The organism is Auritidibacter ignavus (assembly GCF_003703835.1).
GTDB classification, from domain to species: Bacteria; Actinomycetota; Actinomycetes; order Actinomycetales; family Micrococcaceae; genus Auritidibacter; species Auritidibacter ignavus.
In genome coordinates this window covers 21,913-37,099 of sequence record NZ_RDQR01000018.1, presented here as the reverse complement: position 1 = coordinate 37,099, position 15,187 = coordinate 21,913, and the positions used below count along the sequence as shown (strand labels likewise).

Here is a 15,187-nt window from a genome sequence, read left to right as displayed (position 1 = left end):
ATGACGCACCAGCTGTTCTATGTTGCCCCCGGGGCTTTGGAGGGGCTGACAGGCCGCGGCGACCAGGTGGAACTGGATGCTGCAACCACCCGGCACGCGGTGAAATCCCTGCGACTGGCGCCAGGAGACCGGGTGCTGGTGGCCGATGGGACCGGCACCGGGGGAGTGGGAGAACTGGTGGACACCTCCGGGCCCTGTGCCGTGGTCGGTCTCGAGGAACTCACCCACCAACCGGCACCTGCACCTCGGTTGGTTTTAGTCCAAGCCCTGGCCAAAGCAGACCGCGACCTGCTGGCGGTGGCCACCGCGGTCGAACTCGGCGTGGACGCGGTGATTCCCTGGCAGGCCGAACGCTCGATCGTGCGGCTGAAAGCAGACAAGACAGCCAAAACCGTGACCAAATGGCAGTCCCAGCTACTCACCGCGGCCCAACAGTCCCGCCGATACCGCATCCCTGAGCTCAGGGATCCGGTCAGTGGCACCGCCGTGGCCGAGCTAGCCCAGCATCGGAACCGGCTGGTGCTCGTCACCCACCAAGACGCCACCGAGCACCTGGGTGAAATGCTCACCGACGCGATGCAGCAAGCACACCATGACGGTCCAGCCATCTCCGAGATCGCTATCGTGGTCGGCCCCGAAGGTGGTATCTCACAGGCAGAAATCACCGCACTGCAGGATGCCGGGGCTCGCATCGTCGTGCTGGGGACCCATATTCTGCGGGCCTCCACCGCCGGCCCGGCCGCCGTGGCGGTGATCAATGAACGACTCGGCCGGTGGTATCCGCCCCAGGCCACCGGGTGAGGGATCACCGTCGCGTCGGTGAAGCGAGTAGACTTGACCACAACGTCTGAGCACACGACCTTGACCCCCTGACGGAGAGTGCACCGAACTCTTGGCTGAGATCACCAACCACAACACCATTAGTTTCTCCTCTGCCGAGCAGATGATTGCCAGCTTGGGACCCCAAGACCTTGCCCTGCGTGTCTTGGACGGTATCTACCCGGAGCTGACCATCGCACTACGTGACCAAACCGTAGTGCTCTCTGGCGCCGACGACGCGGTGACGCAAGCCCACCGCGTACTCGAAGAACTGCGATCCATCGCCGCCGGTGGCACCACCGTCGGCGCCCAGCTGATTGAAGCCACCATCTCCGGTGTCCGGCACCAGGCCCGGATGGCTGATGTCGCCCAAGCACAGACCCATGCCGGGGGAGTGGCCGGCCTCGGCGCCGGCGCGACCGCCTCCGGTACCCGAATCGGTGTGGGAACCGAAGCGATTATTTCCTCCCGGGGGAAGCAGATCCGTCCCAAGACGCTGAACCAACAGGGCTATGTGCAAGCCATCGACGAGCACACCGTGACCTTCGGGCTCGGCCCAGCTGGCACCGGTAAAACCTATTTGGCCATGGCCAAAGCGGTCCAAGCCCTGCAGGCCCGGGAAGTTAACCGCATTATTCTCACTCGCCCGGCGGTCGAGGCTGGCGAGTCCTTGGGCTATTTGCCCGGATCCCTGTCCGAGAAAATCGACCCCTACCTGCGCCCGCTCTACGACGCGTTGCACGATATGGTCGATCCCGAAAACATTCCGCACCTGATGGCTGCCGGAACCATTGAAGTCGCCCCGCTGGCCTATATGCGCGGTCGCACCCTGAACGATGCCTTCATCATTCTCGACGAGGCCCAAAATACCTCCTCGGAACAGATGAAAATGTTCTTGACTCGTCTGGGATTCAATTCTCATATGGTCATCACCGGCGACTCCTCTCAAATCGATCTGCCCCGGGGCACCGACTCCGGGCTGGCCCAAGCCGTGGAATACCTGGAGGGGATCGACGATATTGCCATCGTGCGCCTATCCAGCAAGGATGTGGTTCGCCACCGTCTGGTTTCTCAGATCGTCGACGCCTATGAAACTCACCAACCCGCCGGCGCCTCGCGTCCTGCCCGCGGTGCACGCAACGCCCGGAAATCCGGAAGGTAATGGTCTGCCATGTCCGTTGCTGACGCCCTGCCACACGTCGATGTGGTCAACGAGTCCCAGACCCCCGTGGACACCGACCGTCTCTACCATCTCATCCAGCACCTATTCACCGCATTGCACCTGGCAGAGACCACCGAGCTCTCGGTGGTCTGCGTGGACCCGGGTCCGATGGAACAACTCCACCTGGACTGGATGGAGCTGCCCGGGCCCACCGACGTGATGAGCTTCCCGATGGACGGCATGACCCCCGGCACCGCCGAGGAACCCACCGATGGGGTGTTAGGAGATGTGGTACTCTGCCCAGTCGTCGCCGCCGACCAAGCCTGCGCCGGCGGACACGAGACTGCCGATGAAATGGCACTGCTGCTCACCCACGGCGTGCTCCACCTACTCGGCTACGACCACCAAGACCCCGCAGCACGCGAGGAAATGTTCACACTCCAAAACCGGTTGCTGACCGCATTCCTGGGTTACCCGGCACCGGCACCGACCGTGGACTAAAGGATAACACACCAGATGCTGACTATAACGATCCTGATCCTGCTGGTACTGGCCTGCTTTGGGCTGGTCTGGGTGCTCTCCCTGGCTGAAATCGCCCTGGGCTACATCTCCTACCGGCAAGCCGAAGACATCGTCGCTACCCGACCAAAGAACCCAGCGCTGATAGTGGTCTCCCACCTGCAAGAGCACCTGTTCGCGTTGCAATTCTGGCGGGCTTTCTTCCAAACCGGAGTCGCACTGTGTGTCACCATGCTCATCGACTTCTTCACCGACAACCTGTGGCTGACCATGCTGTGTGCCAGCCTGGCGATGCTGATGGTCGCAGGCCTGCACCTGCTGTTTACCCCGCGTGATCTAGCCTCCCGCCACGAATCTCTCGTGGTGCGCCTTACCGCCCGGCTGGTACGTACCCTGCGCCAAATCCTCGGCCCCATCCCGGGTCGGGTGGTGGCGTCCACCGACGATGACGACACCGAGGACGAAGAACTCGACGAAATTCACGACCGTCACTTCCGCGAGTTCATCTCCCGGGCCGAAGATGCCGATATTATCGACCCGTCAGAGGCCGACATGATTCAATCGGTGGTCGAGCTCGACGACACGCTGGTGCGCTCGGTGATGGTTCCCCGCATCGACGTGATCTGGATCGAGACCGGCACCACCCTGGAGGATGCCCTGAGCCTGTTCATCCGCTCCGGTTACTCCCGCATCCCGCTCACCGGAGAATCTCCCGACGACATTCTCGGCATCGTCTACCTCAAAGACGTGGTCCGGGCCATCCACCGCACCAAGATGGACACCTCTGCCAGGGTTGACCACATTGCCCGCAGTATCTCTTTCGTCCCCGAATCCAAGACCGTGTGGTCGCTGCTACAAGAAATGCAACGCGACTCCACCCACGTGGCGCTGGTCATCGACGAATACGGCGGTACCGCCGGTGTGGTCACACTCGAAGACCTCATTGAAGAAGTCGTTGGGGATATCTCCGATGAATACGATGTGGACGACCGCGAGGATGTCACCCCGGTCGCCCCGGGGGAATTTTTGGTCACCGGGTCCATGTCCGTCTCCGATTTCACCGAAACTTTTGATCTGTCGATGGATGACAACGACGATGTGGATACGGTGCGCGGTCTGTTTGCCAAACATCTCGGCCGCATCCCCATCGAATCCTCCACGGTGGAGATCGAAAACCTTCGACTCGAGGTCGAAAGCCTCGAACCCCGACGCAACCGCGTCGACCAGATCCGGGTCTGGGTGACCGAACGAGACCGGCGTGGCACCGACCAGGATCCTTCCGAGACCGAGACCGATGTCGAGACCGGCGCCGAGACCGAATCCGCCACCAGTTCCGAGGCCAGCTAGACACACCCCAGGACACCGATGAACGATCACCACGCACCCCAGCATCCCGCCGACAACACTCCCGGCTACCGGGCCGGGTTCATCAGCCTGGTGGGTCGGCCCAATGCCGGAAAATCCACCCTCACCAACGCGCTGGTCGGCACCAAAGTGGCCATCACCTCCTCCAAGCCCCAAACCACCCGGCGGGTGCTCCGTGGCATCATCTCCACCGAGGACTACCAGCTGATCCTGGTCGATACCCCCGGCCTCCACCGGCCCCGCACGCTCCTGGGAGAAAAGCTCAACGACCTGGTGGCCGAAACCCTGGCCGGGGTGGACGCGGTCGGATTGTGTTTGCCCGCCGATGAAGCCATCGGCCCCGGCGACCGGTTCATCGTCACCCAACTGTCCTACCTGAAGGACACCCCCGTGATCGCGCTGGTCACCAAAGCCGATAAAGTCACCAAACAACACCTCGGGGAGAAGCTACTTCACGTCCAGGCGCTGGGCGATGAGATGCTAGCCGAGCACGGGGGATTCGCCGAGCTCGTGCCAGTCTCGGCTTTGACGGCCTTCCAGGTCGACACCGTTGCCACGGTGCTGGCCAACTACGTGCCCGAATCCCCGAAACTGTACCCGGACGATGAACTCACCGATGAAGCCGACACGGTCATGGTCGCTGAACTCATCCGAGAAGCCGCCCTGGAAGACTTCCGCGACGAACTCCCACACTCCCTGGCCGTGGTGGTCGAGGAGATGAGCCTGCGCGAGCGCGACGAGGAGACCACCGCGCAACACGACGCCGGAGACGGGCAGCGCGCGTCTCGACGCCACACCAAAGCACCCATCACCGATGTATACGCCGCCATCTACGTGGAGCGTGACTCTCAGAAAGCGATCGTCATCGGCACGAAAGCAGCCCAGCTGCGCACAATCGGGGCGAGGGCCCGGGCCGAGATTGAAAAACTCTTGGGCACCAAGGTGTACCTGGACCTGCGGGTCAAAGTCGCCAAAGAATGGCAACGCGACCCCAAACAAATGCGCCGGGTCGGCTTTGAGGACCTCTGAGACGACGACCTGCGGCACCACCCCGGATACTGACCCGGCGTGGCAGCCATCACTGAGAACACACACCACGTGTTAGAGTTGCGGTATGCGTTCCTCACCGGTTCTCTCGGCTCTCACCCTGCTACTATCGTGCCGTAGCGGGGCCAAGGTGATGGACTAAACGCAACAACTTCACTTGAGGCCGGACCCCGTTACGGAGTATTGACTCACGGCCTGCCACAGCATTGAACTCACACAAAGCTTTCACAAAGGCAGGAACATCTCATGGAGAATCGTCAACAACCCTCGGGTATGAACATCGGCAAATACGTTCCCTTCCAGGACCACATCACTGTGGAGTTGCCGGACCGAACCTGGCCGGATCAGGTCATCACTAAAGCGCCCCGCTGGTGTGCGGTGGATCTGCGCGATGGGAACCAGGCCCTGATCGACCCGATGGGTCCGGCCCGTAAACTGGCCATGTTCGAGCTGTTGGTCGAGATGGGGTATAAGGAAATCGAGGTGGGCTTCCCCTCGGCCTCTGAAACCGACTTCCGTTTCGTCCGCCAGCTGATTGAAGAAGACCGCATCCCCGACGACGTCAGCATCCAGGTGCTCACCCAGTCTCGGGAACACCTGATTGAACGCACCTATGAAGCCGTGGAAGGTGCGCCCCGGGCCATCATCCACCTGTACAACTCCACCTCCATCGTCCAGCGCCGGGTCGTGTTCCGTGAAGACCGGGCCGGGATTATCGATATCGCCACCCAGGGTGCGCGGTTGTGTCGCAAATACGAAGACCAGCTGAAAAACACCGAGATTGTCTACGAATACTCCCCGGAATCCTTCACCGGCACTGAGCTGGAGTTCGCCGCCGAAATCTCCGAGGCCGTCATGGAGGTCTTGGAGGCCTCCCCAGACCGACAGATGATTCTCAACCTGCCGGCCACCGTGGAGATGGCGACCCCCAACGTCTACGCCGACTCCATCGAGTGGATGCACCGCAATCTGGCCCATCGCGACTCCATCATCCTCTCCCTGCACCCGCATAATGACCGCGGCACCGCGGTGGCCGCCTCCGAGCTGGGGTATATGGCCGGGGCCGACCGGATTGAAGGGTGCTTATTCGGTAATGGCGAGCGCACCGGTAACGTCGATCTGGTGACGTTGGGCATGAACCTCTACACCCAGGGCATCGACCCCGAGATCGACTTCTCCAATATGCCCAAGATCCGCCGAGTGGCCGAATACGCCAACCAGATGCCGGTCCACGCCCGCTCGCCCTGGGCCGGGGACCTGGTCTTTACCGCCTTCTCCGGCTCCCACCAGGATGCGATCAACAAGGGCTTCGACGCCATGGACGCCACCGCCGCCGAAAAGGGCGTGGACGTCAACGATCTGGTCTGGGAAGTGCCCTATTTGCCGGTGGATCCCCAAGACTTGGGTCGTAGCTACGAGGCCGTGATCCGTGTCAACTCCCAGTCCGGCAAGGGCGGGGTGGCCTACCTGTTGCGCTCCGAGCACCACCTGGACTTGCCACGGCGGGCCCAGATCGAATTCTCCCGGGTGATCCAAGACCTCTCCGACGCTCAGGGCGGGGAGATCTCCGGCGACCAAATCTGGGAGGTCTTCACCAAGGAATACCTGCCCAGCCCAGAAGAAGCCGACCGCTGGGGCCGCTACCAGTTCGTCTCCTCTTCTTCGACGACCACCGAGTCCGGCGAGTTCTCGATGACCGTGGAGATGATGGTCGATGGCACCGTCCACAGCCGTTCCACCGAGGGCAACGGCCCCATCTCGGCGATGGTGAAGCTCTTCCACGACGCTGGGGTGGATGTGCGCGTGCTGGACTACACCGAACACGCGCTGTCAGAAGGTGGCGAGGCCATGGCGGCCGCCTACGTCGAATGCGCGATTGGCGACCGCGTGCTGTGGGGCGTGGGCTTGGACCACAACACCTCCACCGCATCACTGAAAGCCGTCACCTCCGCGGTGAACCGCTTCATTCGGGATGAGGAAGCCACCGCTGAGTAAGACTCGTGGTGGATCCGGTGGTAGCCGATCGCGTCGTGCCGGGGCCAGCTATGTTGCTCAGAGCTACCGGTGCGATGCGATCGTGCTACGCACCTATAAACTCGCCGAGGCCGACCGGATTATTGTCGCACTGAGCAACACGCACGGCCAGATTCGGGCCGTGGCCCGCGGAGTGCGGCGCACCACCTCGAAGTTCGGGTCCAGCCTGGAACCATTTATGCACACCGGCCTGCAAGTAGTGCCCGGAAAATCCTTAGACATCATCGCCCAAACTCAAACCATCCACCCCTACGGGGCCATCATTGCCGCCGACTACGACTCCTACGGGGCTGCCTCCGCGATGGTCGAAACTGCCGAACGACTCACCCGAGCAGAGGACACGCCCACGACCGCCGAGCACTATCGACTGCTCTATGGGGCAATGGCCGCACTGGCCAAACACCAGCACCCGCCGCGGTTGATTATGGACTCCTACCTGCTCCGGGCCCTGGCGCTGGCCGGATGGGGTGCCCACTTCGGTGACTGTGTCTCGTGTGGGGCGCCGGGACCTCACGTGCAAGTCTCCATCCTGCTGGGTGGGACCGTGTGCTTCGACTGCCGGCCCCAGGGCGCGCTGGCACCCAGCCGGCAGGCCATCAGCCTGTTGGCCGCGCTGGCCACCGGTGACTGGGATGCTGCCGGGCAGGCGTTGGCCGATGCCACAGCCCACGAGCTGGACCCCAGTCGTGTCATCGAGGAGGCCTCCTCGATCGTGGCACAATATTTAAGATTCCATGTTGAACAAAACCTGCACTCGCTGCAGGTCATGAACCAGCGCGAGCTCTGACCCATCGGAAGGCCCTGTCCACCGTGACTCGTACCGACTACCTGGATCCCGCACCCCACCCCTCGGGAGCACAACCGCCACAACTTCCTGCCAAGGTGTTGCCCCGCCACGTGGGGATCGTGATGGATGGAAACGGTCGCTGGGCCAATCAGCGAGGACTGCCGCGCACCGAAGGGCACCGGGCCGGAGAAGCTGCGCTACTGGATGTGATGGCCGGTGCCCTCCAGCTGGGCATCGAATACGTCTCGGTGTATGCCTTCTCGACCGAGAACTGGAAACGCTCTCCCAGCGAGGTCCGGTTCCTCTTGGGCTTTTCGCGGGACGTCTTGCGTCGCCAACGCGACACGCTCAACAGCTGGGGTGTGCGCATCCGGTGGAACGGTCAACACGGGCGACTGTGGAACTCGGTGGTCAACGAGCTACGCGCCGCCGAGGAACTCACCCGGGACAACGACCGCTGTCAGCTGATGATGTGCGTCAATTACGGGGGACGCGCCGAGATTACCGAATCGGTCAAAACCATCGCCGCGCAGGTGGCTGCCGGGAAGCTGAAGCCACAGCACATTACTGAGGACACCATCAGCGCCCACCTGGATGAACCCGATGTGCCCGACGTAGATTTGTTTCTGCGCACCTCCGGAGAGCAGCGCACCTCAAATTTCTTGCTATGGCAATCTGCCTATGCCGAAATGGTCTTCACCGACACCCTTTGGCCCGATGTGGACCGCCGTACGCTGTGGGAAGCCGTCGAAACCTACGCCCGACGGGATCGTCGCTACGGCGTAGCCGTCGACCAGATCACCGGCCGGTAACCACCGCCGCAAGCCCAGCGGAGCAACGTTTAGACTTCCGGCCAGCCCAAGGCCCACTCCAACCAGGTGGTCGCCACGGTCAGCGCCTCCCGACGAACCTCGGGTGCTGAGGCAAAGACATCGTGGAGCGCATCGGTGATTTTTACCAGCGTCATCGTTCGTCCCAGGTGCGCGGCCCGGTCGGCCGTGACCTTGACATCAATCACCGCGTCAGCCCGTTGCACCTCGGGCTGATACTTCATGGTGAACTTCGTGTCCCGACTAGTCAGTACCAAAATCGGCTCCCGAATCTCTAGACCACTGGCCACCAGACGGTGTCCGGTCAGTACCGCGATTAGCCAGGTCCGCGGCACCCGAAACGAGTAGCGGGGCCGCCACAGCGGGTGCAGGTTCCACTCACCGTGCGCCTGGGCCGATAGTGACTGCCAGTAACTATCCGTGTGCGGCAGGTTCACCATCGAGTTCGGCGAGATCTTACTCAACGGCTCCATCACCGCCTGGGCCATGCCGCGCACCCACGAGTTGCCCTGCAACTCCAACCACGGCGAATTCATGATCAGCGCCCGAATCCGCCCCGGATGTCGCTGGGTCCACAGCGATAAGGTCAACGCCCCCGTGGAGTGCCCGAGCAGAACCGGCCGCTGTCCCGGATGCAACCGGTCCAGCACCGCCAGCCCGGCGCGAATCTCATCATCGTAATTGGACAGCGAGTCAATGAATCCCGGGGTTTGATAGCTCCGCAACGACCGGCCATATTTGCGCAAGTCCAGGGCGTAAAACCGGTAGCCGGCCTGCTCGAAGGCCTCGGCCTCATCGGCGTTAAAGAAATAATCCGACCACCCGTGTACCGAGAGCACCGGAATCGTGTCTGGTTCGGCGCTGCAGTTACGCCCGGGCACCGGGAGGCTCCAGTCAACGTCTGCCGGCGCACGGCGCACCAGGGTGGCCGAGACCGGGCCCTGGTCGTCATAGCCCAGGGGCAAAGATAGCCGTTGAAATCCCCGCATGATGTCGGGTTCCCACACCCCCGGGGCAGTATCGGTGAGGTAATCCGGAAGCTGATCTGGTGCAGGATGAATCGGTTGCTCGGACATACAGGACACCTTCGGCTGAATCAGGTCGCGGTCAGAGAGCAGGCGGAGAGGATCACGACGAGGCGAAACAGAATATGGTTCAATGATGGCATGACCGCTGAATCCACCGACTGGAACCTGTCTGGCACACCACGGATCTACCCGGAGGTCTTCCGGCTGGTCTTCCAGAACATGGAACCCGAGCGAGCACACGGGATCGGATTTCAGGCCATCCGTTCAGCGGAATCAACTGGTCTCTCTTTAGCGTACCGAAAGCTCGCTACTGCTGACCCGGCCCTGCGGACGCGGGTGATGGGCCTGGAGTTTCCCTCGCCCTTCGGGCTGGCCGCCGGATTCGATAAAGCAGGCCGGGGTACTGCCGCGCTGATGGACCTGGGCTTCGGGCACGTGGAAGTCGGCACCATCACCGCCCAACCACAACCCGGCAACCCGGCACCGCGAATGCATCGACTACCTCAGGACCAGGCCCTGATCAACCGTATGGGGTTCAACAACGCCGGGGCCCGCGTTATTGAACCCCGGCTGGCTGCAACGCGGAAAAAACTCACCCGCCGGTTTGGGACCCACCGCCCCATCCTCGGGGTCAACATTGGCAAAACCAAAGTGGTCGCACTCGACAACGCCGTGGAAGACTACCGCGAGTCCACCGATCGGCTGGCTCGCCACGCCGACTATCTGGTGGTCAACGTCTCCAGCCCCAATACCCCCGGTCTCCGGCAACTCCAGGCCGTGGAAGCGCTTCGTCCGATCCTGACGGCGGTGCGCGATCAGGCGCTGAAATCTACCGGCCGTCACGTGCCATTGGCGGTGAAAATCGCCCCCGATCTCGCCGATGAGGATGTGCTGGCGGTGGCTGACCTGGCCGGGGAACTCGGGCTGGACGGTTTGGTGGCCACCAACACCACGATCTCCCGTGAGGGCCTGGTCACCGACCCGACCACCGTGGAGTCCTACGGCGGTGGGGGACTGTCCGGCAAACCCCTTAGCCAGCGTTCCCTGGATGTGCTCACTCTGTTGCGTGCCCACCTGGATGCCACTGGATCCTCGCTGGCCGTGATGTCCGTCGGGGGAGTGACCACCGGAGCGGATGTTATCCAGCGCCTGCGTGCCGGAGCTGACTTAGTGCAGGGCTATACGGCCTTCCTCTATCAAGGACCGCTGTGGGTCTACCGGATCAACCGGGATCTGCGCAATAACCTGAGCGCTTGGCGTCACGAGCGGGTTAGCGGGGGAATTCCCCACGCTTGACCTGGGGCTTCGGCAGGCGTAACCGGCGCAACTGCAACGCGCGCATGGCACCGTACCAGCGCACACCGCGCTCCAGCTCCCCAAATTTCTCGGTCAGACGTTTCTTCAGCTGGTGGCCGACCCAGAAGCCTTCGACCACCACGACCACGACCAGCACCATCAGGCCCACCGAAATAAAGACCTGGACCTCTGGAATCTGGACAAAAGACAGCAATAAGAACACCAGCACCATGATCATCAGCCACTCGCTAATCCCATAGCGGGCATCCACAAAGTCCCGGGCATAACGCCGCTGGGGACCCTTATCGCGATAGGGCATGTGCTTCTCATCGCCGGTCTCCATGGCACGACGCATTTTGGCGCGCTCTTCGGCGACCGCCTGGCGCTGGGCCCGTTTGGCCTCCTTGCGGTTATCCATAATCAGCGGGCGACGGTTGGCTGCCTCCTGATCACGACGTTTCGGGGTCGGGGCACCCTTAGCGGGGGTCGTCTTCGAGTTCTTCTTCTCCACCACCGGCTCGATGGTGGCCTCTACCTCGTCGACCTCAGCAGTCTTCTCAGTCTTCTTACGTCCAAACACGCCCCCTATTCTATGCGGAATCACCCTCACCCTCTGCCACCCGACCCGCACCAACAACTACTGTGGTGTTCATGGCCGATCACACTGAACTCACCGCTGACGATGCCACCGACTGGGTCACCGCTCACGCTGACCAGATTCTGCAACACCTCACCGAGCTGGTCGCGATCCCCTCCATCGCCTTTCCCGGCTACGACCGCACCGTGCTGGACACCTGCGCTGAAGCCGTGAAAGCCCTGATGACCCGGGCCGGTTTCGATGAGGTAGAGATCCTGAGCGAACCGCTGGATCCGAAGCAACCGGACGGCGACCGCGGTGGCCCGGCCGTGCTCGCCCGCCGGGCGCCGGCCCCGGGAGCCCCCACGATCCTGCTCTATGCCCACCACGACGTGCAACCCACCGGAGATCTGGCCCTGTGGGACACCGGCCCCTTCACTGCCACACGTATCGGCGACCGCCTCTACGGTCGCGGGGCCGCCGACGATAAAGCCGGGATTATGGTCCACGTGGCAGCGGTGACCGCACTCAACGAGCTACTGGGTACTGACCACGGGCTGGGGATCACCGTGCTGATTGAAGGTGAAGAAGAAGTCGCCTCACCGACCTTCCGCGCCTTCCTTGACCGCCACCGCGACAAGCTCGCCGCCGACGTGGTGGTCGTTGCCGACTCAGCTAACTGGGCCGAAGGCGTGCCCGCGATCACCAGCTCGCTACGCGGGGTGGTTGATGGCACCATTCATGTCAAAATCCTCGATCACGCGGTGCACTCGGGCCTGTTTGGGGGAGTGGTACTTGATGCGGCCACCGTGCTCTCCAAAGTTATTGCGACCTTACACGACGAGCACGGAGACGTGGCCATCCCCGGCCTGCACGGAACATCGGGCCAGGCCCAGGTGGACTACCCCGAAGAGGACCTGCGTGCCCAGGCCGGCATCGTGGACTCGGTGCGGTTAGCCGGCACCGGGTCGATTGCCGAACGACTCTGGCATAAACCCGCCCTGAGCATTTTGGGAACCGACCTACCGGAGCTCAACCACGCCTCAAATACCATCATCCCGCAGGCCCGGGCGAAGTTCTCACTACGCATCGGCCCCGGGGTGACCCCCGACGAGGCGATGCAACGCGTCCGGGAGCACGTGGAGTCCCTCGATATTTTCGGCGCCGAGATCACCCTGGAACCGGGCGAGAAAGGTTCACCATTTAGCACTGACCTCGACTCGGCCACCACCCAGCTGATGTTGTCCTGTCTGCGGGATGCTTTTGGGACCGACCCGGTCGCCACCGGTCTGGGCGGGTCCATCCCCCTGACCGGAGATCTCGCCGAAGTCTTCCCCGAAGCCACTATTTTGATCACCGGGGTGGAGGACCCAAATACCCGGGCGCACTCGGCCAACGAGTCCTTGTACCTTCCGGATTTCTACCGGTGCATTACCGCCGAAATCCTGTTGCTGGCCCGTCTGCTTAATCGGGCCAGATCGTGAACAATAGAACAATCCCACCGCTGGGTCAGTCGCTGGCGGTTAGCTCGGACGGGTTGCCCTCGTTGCGGCTTAGCCCCAACTCGTCGGCGAGGTCCTGGAAATCCTCGACAACTTGTTGTTGTGCTTGTGCTGAGAGATCGTCCTCGAGGATTGAAAAGGTAGTCGTGTAGCGAAAACTGTCACCGCTACCGTAGGGCTCCGGACCGAGCTGAGGCTGGCCCTCGACCGTCCAGAGTTCATCACCGAAAGTCGCGACCTGTTTGCCATATCGTTGCGGCATTCCCCGCACCACTGTGTCAAGTTCGTCCAGGTGCTCCTCGGGGATGGTGACCGTACGCGGGCGGAAGATCGAGGCCATCCTAGCCAAGATCCTTTCTACGATAGTGCGGTCGTGCTGTTAACGCTTCTGAAAACGAACTTGTTCGGTAACCTATGACTCACGCTAACAATCATGTCTGTTTCAGCGGGCACACTGGGGGCGACGATCTACCAGGTGGTCAGGGGACCGTCGCTGAGACCCCGGGTTGCGCTCTGCGTGACAAAACACCCGCCCCGTTATAACAGAGTGTCTACAATGGAAGACAAAGCATCTGAGGCTATGGCTTTCGTGAGGCCCTCAGGCCCAGGTGCGACCTAATTGAACCATCCGATCTACGTGATCTCCTTGATCGATCTGAGAGAAGGCGGAAAATGACTACTGAAGCACAGGAACAGTCGTCCGTGAATCTGCCGCCGGCCGCACCTGCCGACGGGTTGCCCACCCACGAGGTCACCCTCAGTGATGTTGCGGCCGCGAAGGTCCGCGAGCTACTCACCCAAGAGGGCCGCGAAGATCTTCGGTTGCGCATCGCTGTTCAGCCCGGGGGTTGTTCCGGACTGATCTACCAGCTTTACTTCGATGAGCGCGTCCTTGACGGAGATGCCGTCCGCGATTTCGACGGCGTTGAGGTGATCGTCGATAAGATGTCGGTTCCGTATTTGATCGGCGCCAACATCGATTTTGAAGACTCCATCACCAAAGTGGGATTCACGATCGACAACCCAAACGCTGCAGGATCGTGCGCTTGCGGTGATTCCTTCCACTAACGGCTGAGGAACCAAGCCAGAGTGCAGTACCGAGGTACGGGACAGTAAATGACAGCGGACCAGACCATGAGCCCATGATCTGGTCCGCTGTCTCGTGTCATTGTTCACCCCAGGTGGTCTTGAGACTCTAAAATAGAAAACACCATAACGGTCTTGGTCTGTGCCCAGACTTCAGTCCGCTGAGGAAAACGGGGTACAGTTCTATATAGACACACTCGCACTGATTTGTAATGAAGAGGAAGGGCCGTCTGTGAGATCGCAGAATCAAGCCGGCAGCCACGGTAAACGGCTTCTCCAAGGAGGAGCGCTAGCCACCATCGGGTTGCTTGTTCTCACGGCATGTTCAGAACAAGTAAAGCGGGGCTGGCTACCAGGCAGCAACGACACCACGAACCACACGGAAGAACTGACCCACTTGTGGGTCGGCTCGTGGATCGCCGCCTTGGTGATCGGCGTGGCCGCATGGAGCCTGATGCTGTGGTGCATGATCGCCTATCGTCGTCGTAAGGAAGATCGTGGTTTCCCGCGTCAGAACGCCTACAACGTTCCGATGGAAACCATGTTCACTATCATCCCGATCATCTTGGTCCTCACCCTGTGGGGTTTCACCGACCGCGTGCAGCGCTCGGTCGACACTCCGGTTGAAGACTCCCCGCTGACCGTCACCGTTTACGGTAAGCAGTGGGCGTGGGACTTCGACTACGAATACGACGGCGAAGAGCGTCACTTCTACGGCGAGCAGGCTCACCTCGACGGGTCCGAGGGCGTCGAAGAAACCTTGCCGACCCTATATCTGCCGGTTGATGTTCCTGTCGAGTTCCGTCTGAAATCTCGTGATGTGGTCCACTCCTTCTGGATCCCAGCTTTCTTGCAGAAGCTCGATATGGTTCCCGGCCAGACCAACCATATGTACCTGACCCCTCAGGAAGAAGGGACTTTCCAGGGCAAGTGTGCTGAGCTGTGCGGTGAATACCACTCAGAAATGCTGTTTAACGTCGAAGTTGTCTCGGAAGAAGAATTCCGTGACCAACTCGAGCAGTTGCCTGAGGGTCTCTCCGGTGATGAGCTGAACCGTAACACCAACCAGAACGAAGACGGTCAGCAAGATGCTGAGATTCCGCTCGGTGACCCGGAACGGGTTGAGGAGTAATAA

General features: G+C 61.5%; 15 protein-coding genes. 12 read left to right on the top strand and 3 right to left on the bottom strand.

All coding sequences use genetic code 11. The features are described 5' to 3' along the window. The 8 genes from DYI20_RS09215 to DYI20_RS09180 all read left to right on the top strand — a co-directional run bounded on the left by DYI20_RS09215 (position 1) and on the right by DYI20_RS09180 (position 8,545). Positions 1–801 (top strand): 16S rRNA (uracil(1498)-N(3))-methyltransferase, encoded by an 801-nt coding sequence (locus tag DYI20_RS09215; RefSeq protein WP_110100537.1) that lies wholly within the window; start codon positions 1–3, stop codon positions 799–801. A gap of 142 nt (positions 802–943) precedes the next feature. Continuing rightward, positions 944–1,981, top strand: a complete 1,038-nt coding sequence (locus DYI20_RS09210) for a PhoH family protein (protein ID WP_110100600.1) — start codon at positions 944–946, stop codon at positions 1,979–1,981. Between the two features lie 9 nt (positions 1,982–1,990). After that, a complete protein-coding gene (ybeY, locus tag DYI20_RS09205) occupies positions 1,991–2,482 on the top strand; it encodes an rRNA maturation RNase YbeY (RefSeq protein ID WP_110100538.1) in 492 nt (163 codons plus the stop codon). Positions 2,483–2,497: 15 nt separating this feature from the next. Continuing rightward, entirely contained in the window at positions 2,498–3,847 is a 1,350-nt protein-coding gene (locus DYI20_RS09200; RefSeq protein WP_110098386.1) for a hemolysin family protein, read from the top strand. Positions 3,848–3,865: 18 nt separating this feature from the next. Beyond that, a complete protein-coding gene (era, locus tag DYI20_RS09195; RefSeq protein ID WP_110100540.1) occupies positions 3,866–4,894 on the top strand; it encodes a GTPase Era in 1,029 nt (342 codons plus the stop codon). 264 nt (positions 4,895–5,158) lie between these two features. After that, positions 5,159–6,907, top strand: a complete 1,749-nt coding sequence (gene leuA, locus DYI20_RS09190; protein ID WP_110098384.1) for a 2-isopropylmalate synthase — start codon at positions 5,159–5,161, stop codon at positions 6,905–6,907. After that, the gene (gene recO, locus DYI20_RS09185; RefSeq protein WP_110098383.1) at positions 6,885–7,733 is read left to right on the top strand and encodes a DNA repair protein RecO; all 849 of its coding nucleotides are present in this window, start codon (positions 6,885–6,887) and stop codon (positions 7,731–7,733) included. Before leuA ends, recO begins: the two co-directional genes overlap by 23 nt. Positions 7,734–7,756: 23 nt before the next feature. Then, complete coding sequence (locus DYI20_RS09180) at positions 7,757–8,545, top strand: isoprenyl transferase (RefSeq protein WP_233487867.1); 789 nt, start codon at positions 7,757–7,759, stop codon at positions 8,543–8,545. A 29-nt stretch (positions 8,546–8,574) separates the two neighbouring features. Here DYI20_RS09180 and DYI20_RS09175 read toward each other — a convergent pair whose 3' ends face one another. After that, complete coding sequence (locus DYI20_RS09175; RefSeq protein WP_110098381.1) at positions 8,575–9,639, bottom strand: alpha/beta hydrolase; 1,065 nt, start codon at positions 9,637–9,639, stop codon at positions 8,575–8,577. A 90-nt stretch (positions 9,640–9,729) separates the two neighbouring features. Between DYI20_RS09175 and DYI20_RS09170 the strand changes: the two genes are divergently transcribed. After that, positions 9,730–10,887 carry a quinone-dependent dihydroorotate dehydrogenase gene (locus DYI20_RS09170; protein ID WP_110100543.1) on the top strand — a complete coding sequence of 386 codons (1,158 nt, stop codon included), beginning with the start codon at positions 9,730–9,732 and terminating at the stop codon, positions 10,885–10,887. Here DYI20_RS09170 and DYI20_RS09165 read toward each other — a convergent pair. Next, complete coding sequence (locus DYI20_RS09165) at positions 10,862–11,467, bottom strand: DUF3043 domain-containing protein (RefSeq protein ID WP_110098379.1); 606 nt, start codon at positions 11,465–11,467, stop codon at positions 10,862–10,864. The two genes, DYI20_RS09170 and DYI20_RS09165, sit on opposite strands and share 26 nt — an antisense overlap. Before the next feature lie 71 nt (positions 11,468–11,538). On the opposite strand from DYI20_RS09165, the gene DYI20_RS09160 reads away from it, so the two are divergent. After that, the gene (locus tag DYI20_RS09160) at positions 11,539–12,948 is read left to right on the top strand and encodes a M20/M25/M40 family metallo-hydrolase (RefSeq protein ID WP_122549369.1); all 1,410 of its coding nucleotides are present in this window, start codon (positions 11,539–11,541) and stop codon (positions 12,946–12,948) included. A gap of 25 nt (positions 12,949–12,973) precedes the next feature. On the opposite strand, the gene DYI20_RS09155 is transcribed toward DYI20_RS09160, so the two are convergent. After that, complete coding sequence (locus DYI20_RS09155) at positions 12,974–13,306, bottom strand: hypothetical protein (protein WP_110100545.1); 333 nt, start codon at positions 13,304–13,306, stop codon at positions 12,974–12,976. A gap of 332 nt (positions 13,307–13,638) precedes the next feature. Between DYI20_RS09155 and DYI20_RS09150 the strand changes: the two genes are divergently transcribed. Continuing rightward, a complete protein-coding gene (locus DYI20_RS09150) occupies positions 13,639–14,034 on the top strand; it encodes a HesB/IscA family protein (RefSeq protein ID WP_110098376.1) in 396 nt (131 codons plus the stop codon). Between the two features lie 250 nt (positions 14,035–14,284). Next, positions 14,285–15,184 carry an aa3-type cytochrome oxidase subunit II gene (gene ctaC, locus DYI20_RS09145; protein ID WP_110110177.1) on the top strand — a complete coding sequence of 300 codons (900 nt, stop codon included), beginning with the start codon at positions 14,285–14,287 and terminating at the stop codon, positions 15,182–15,184. Positions 15,185–15,187: the final 3 nt, after the last annotated feature.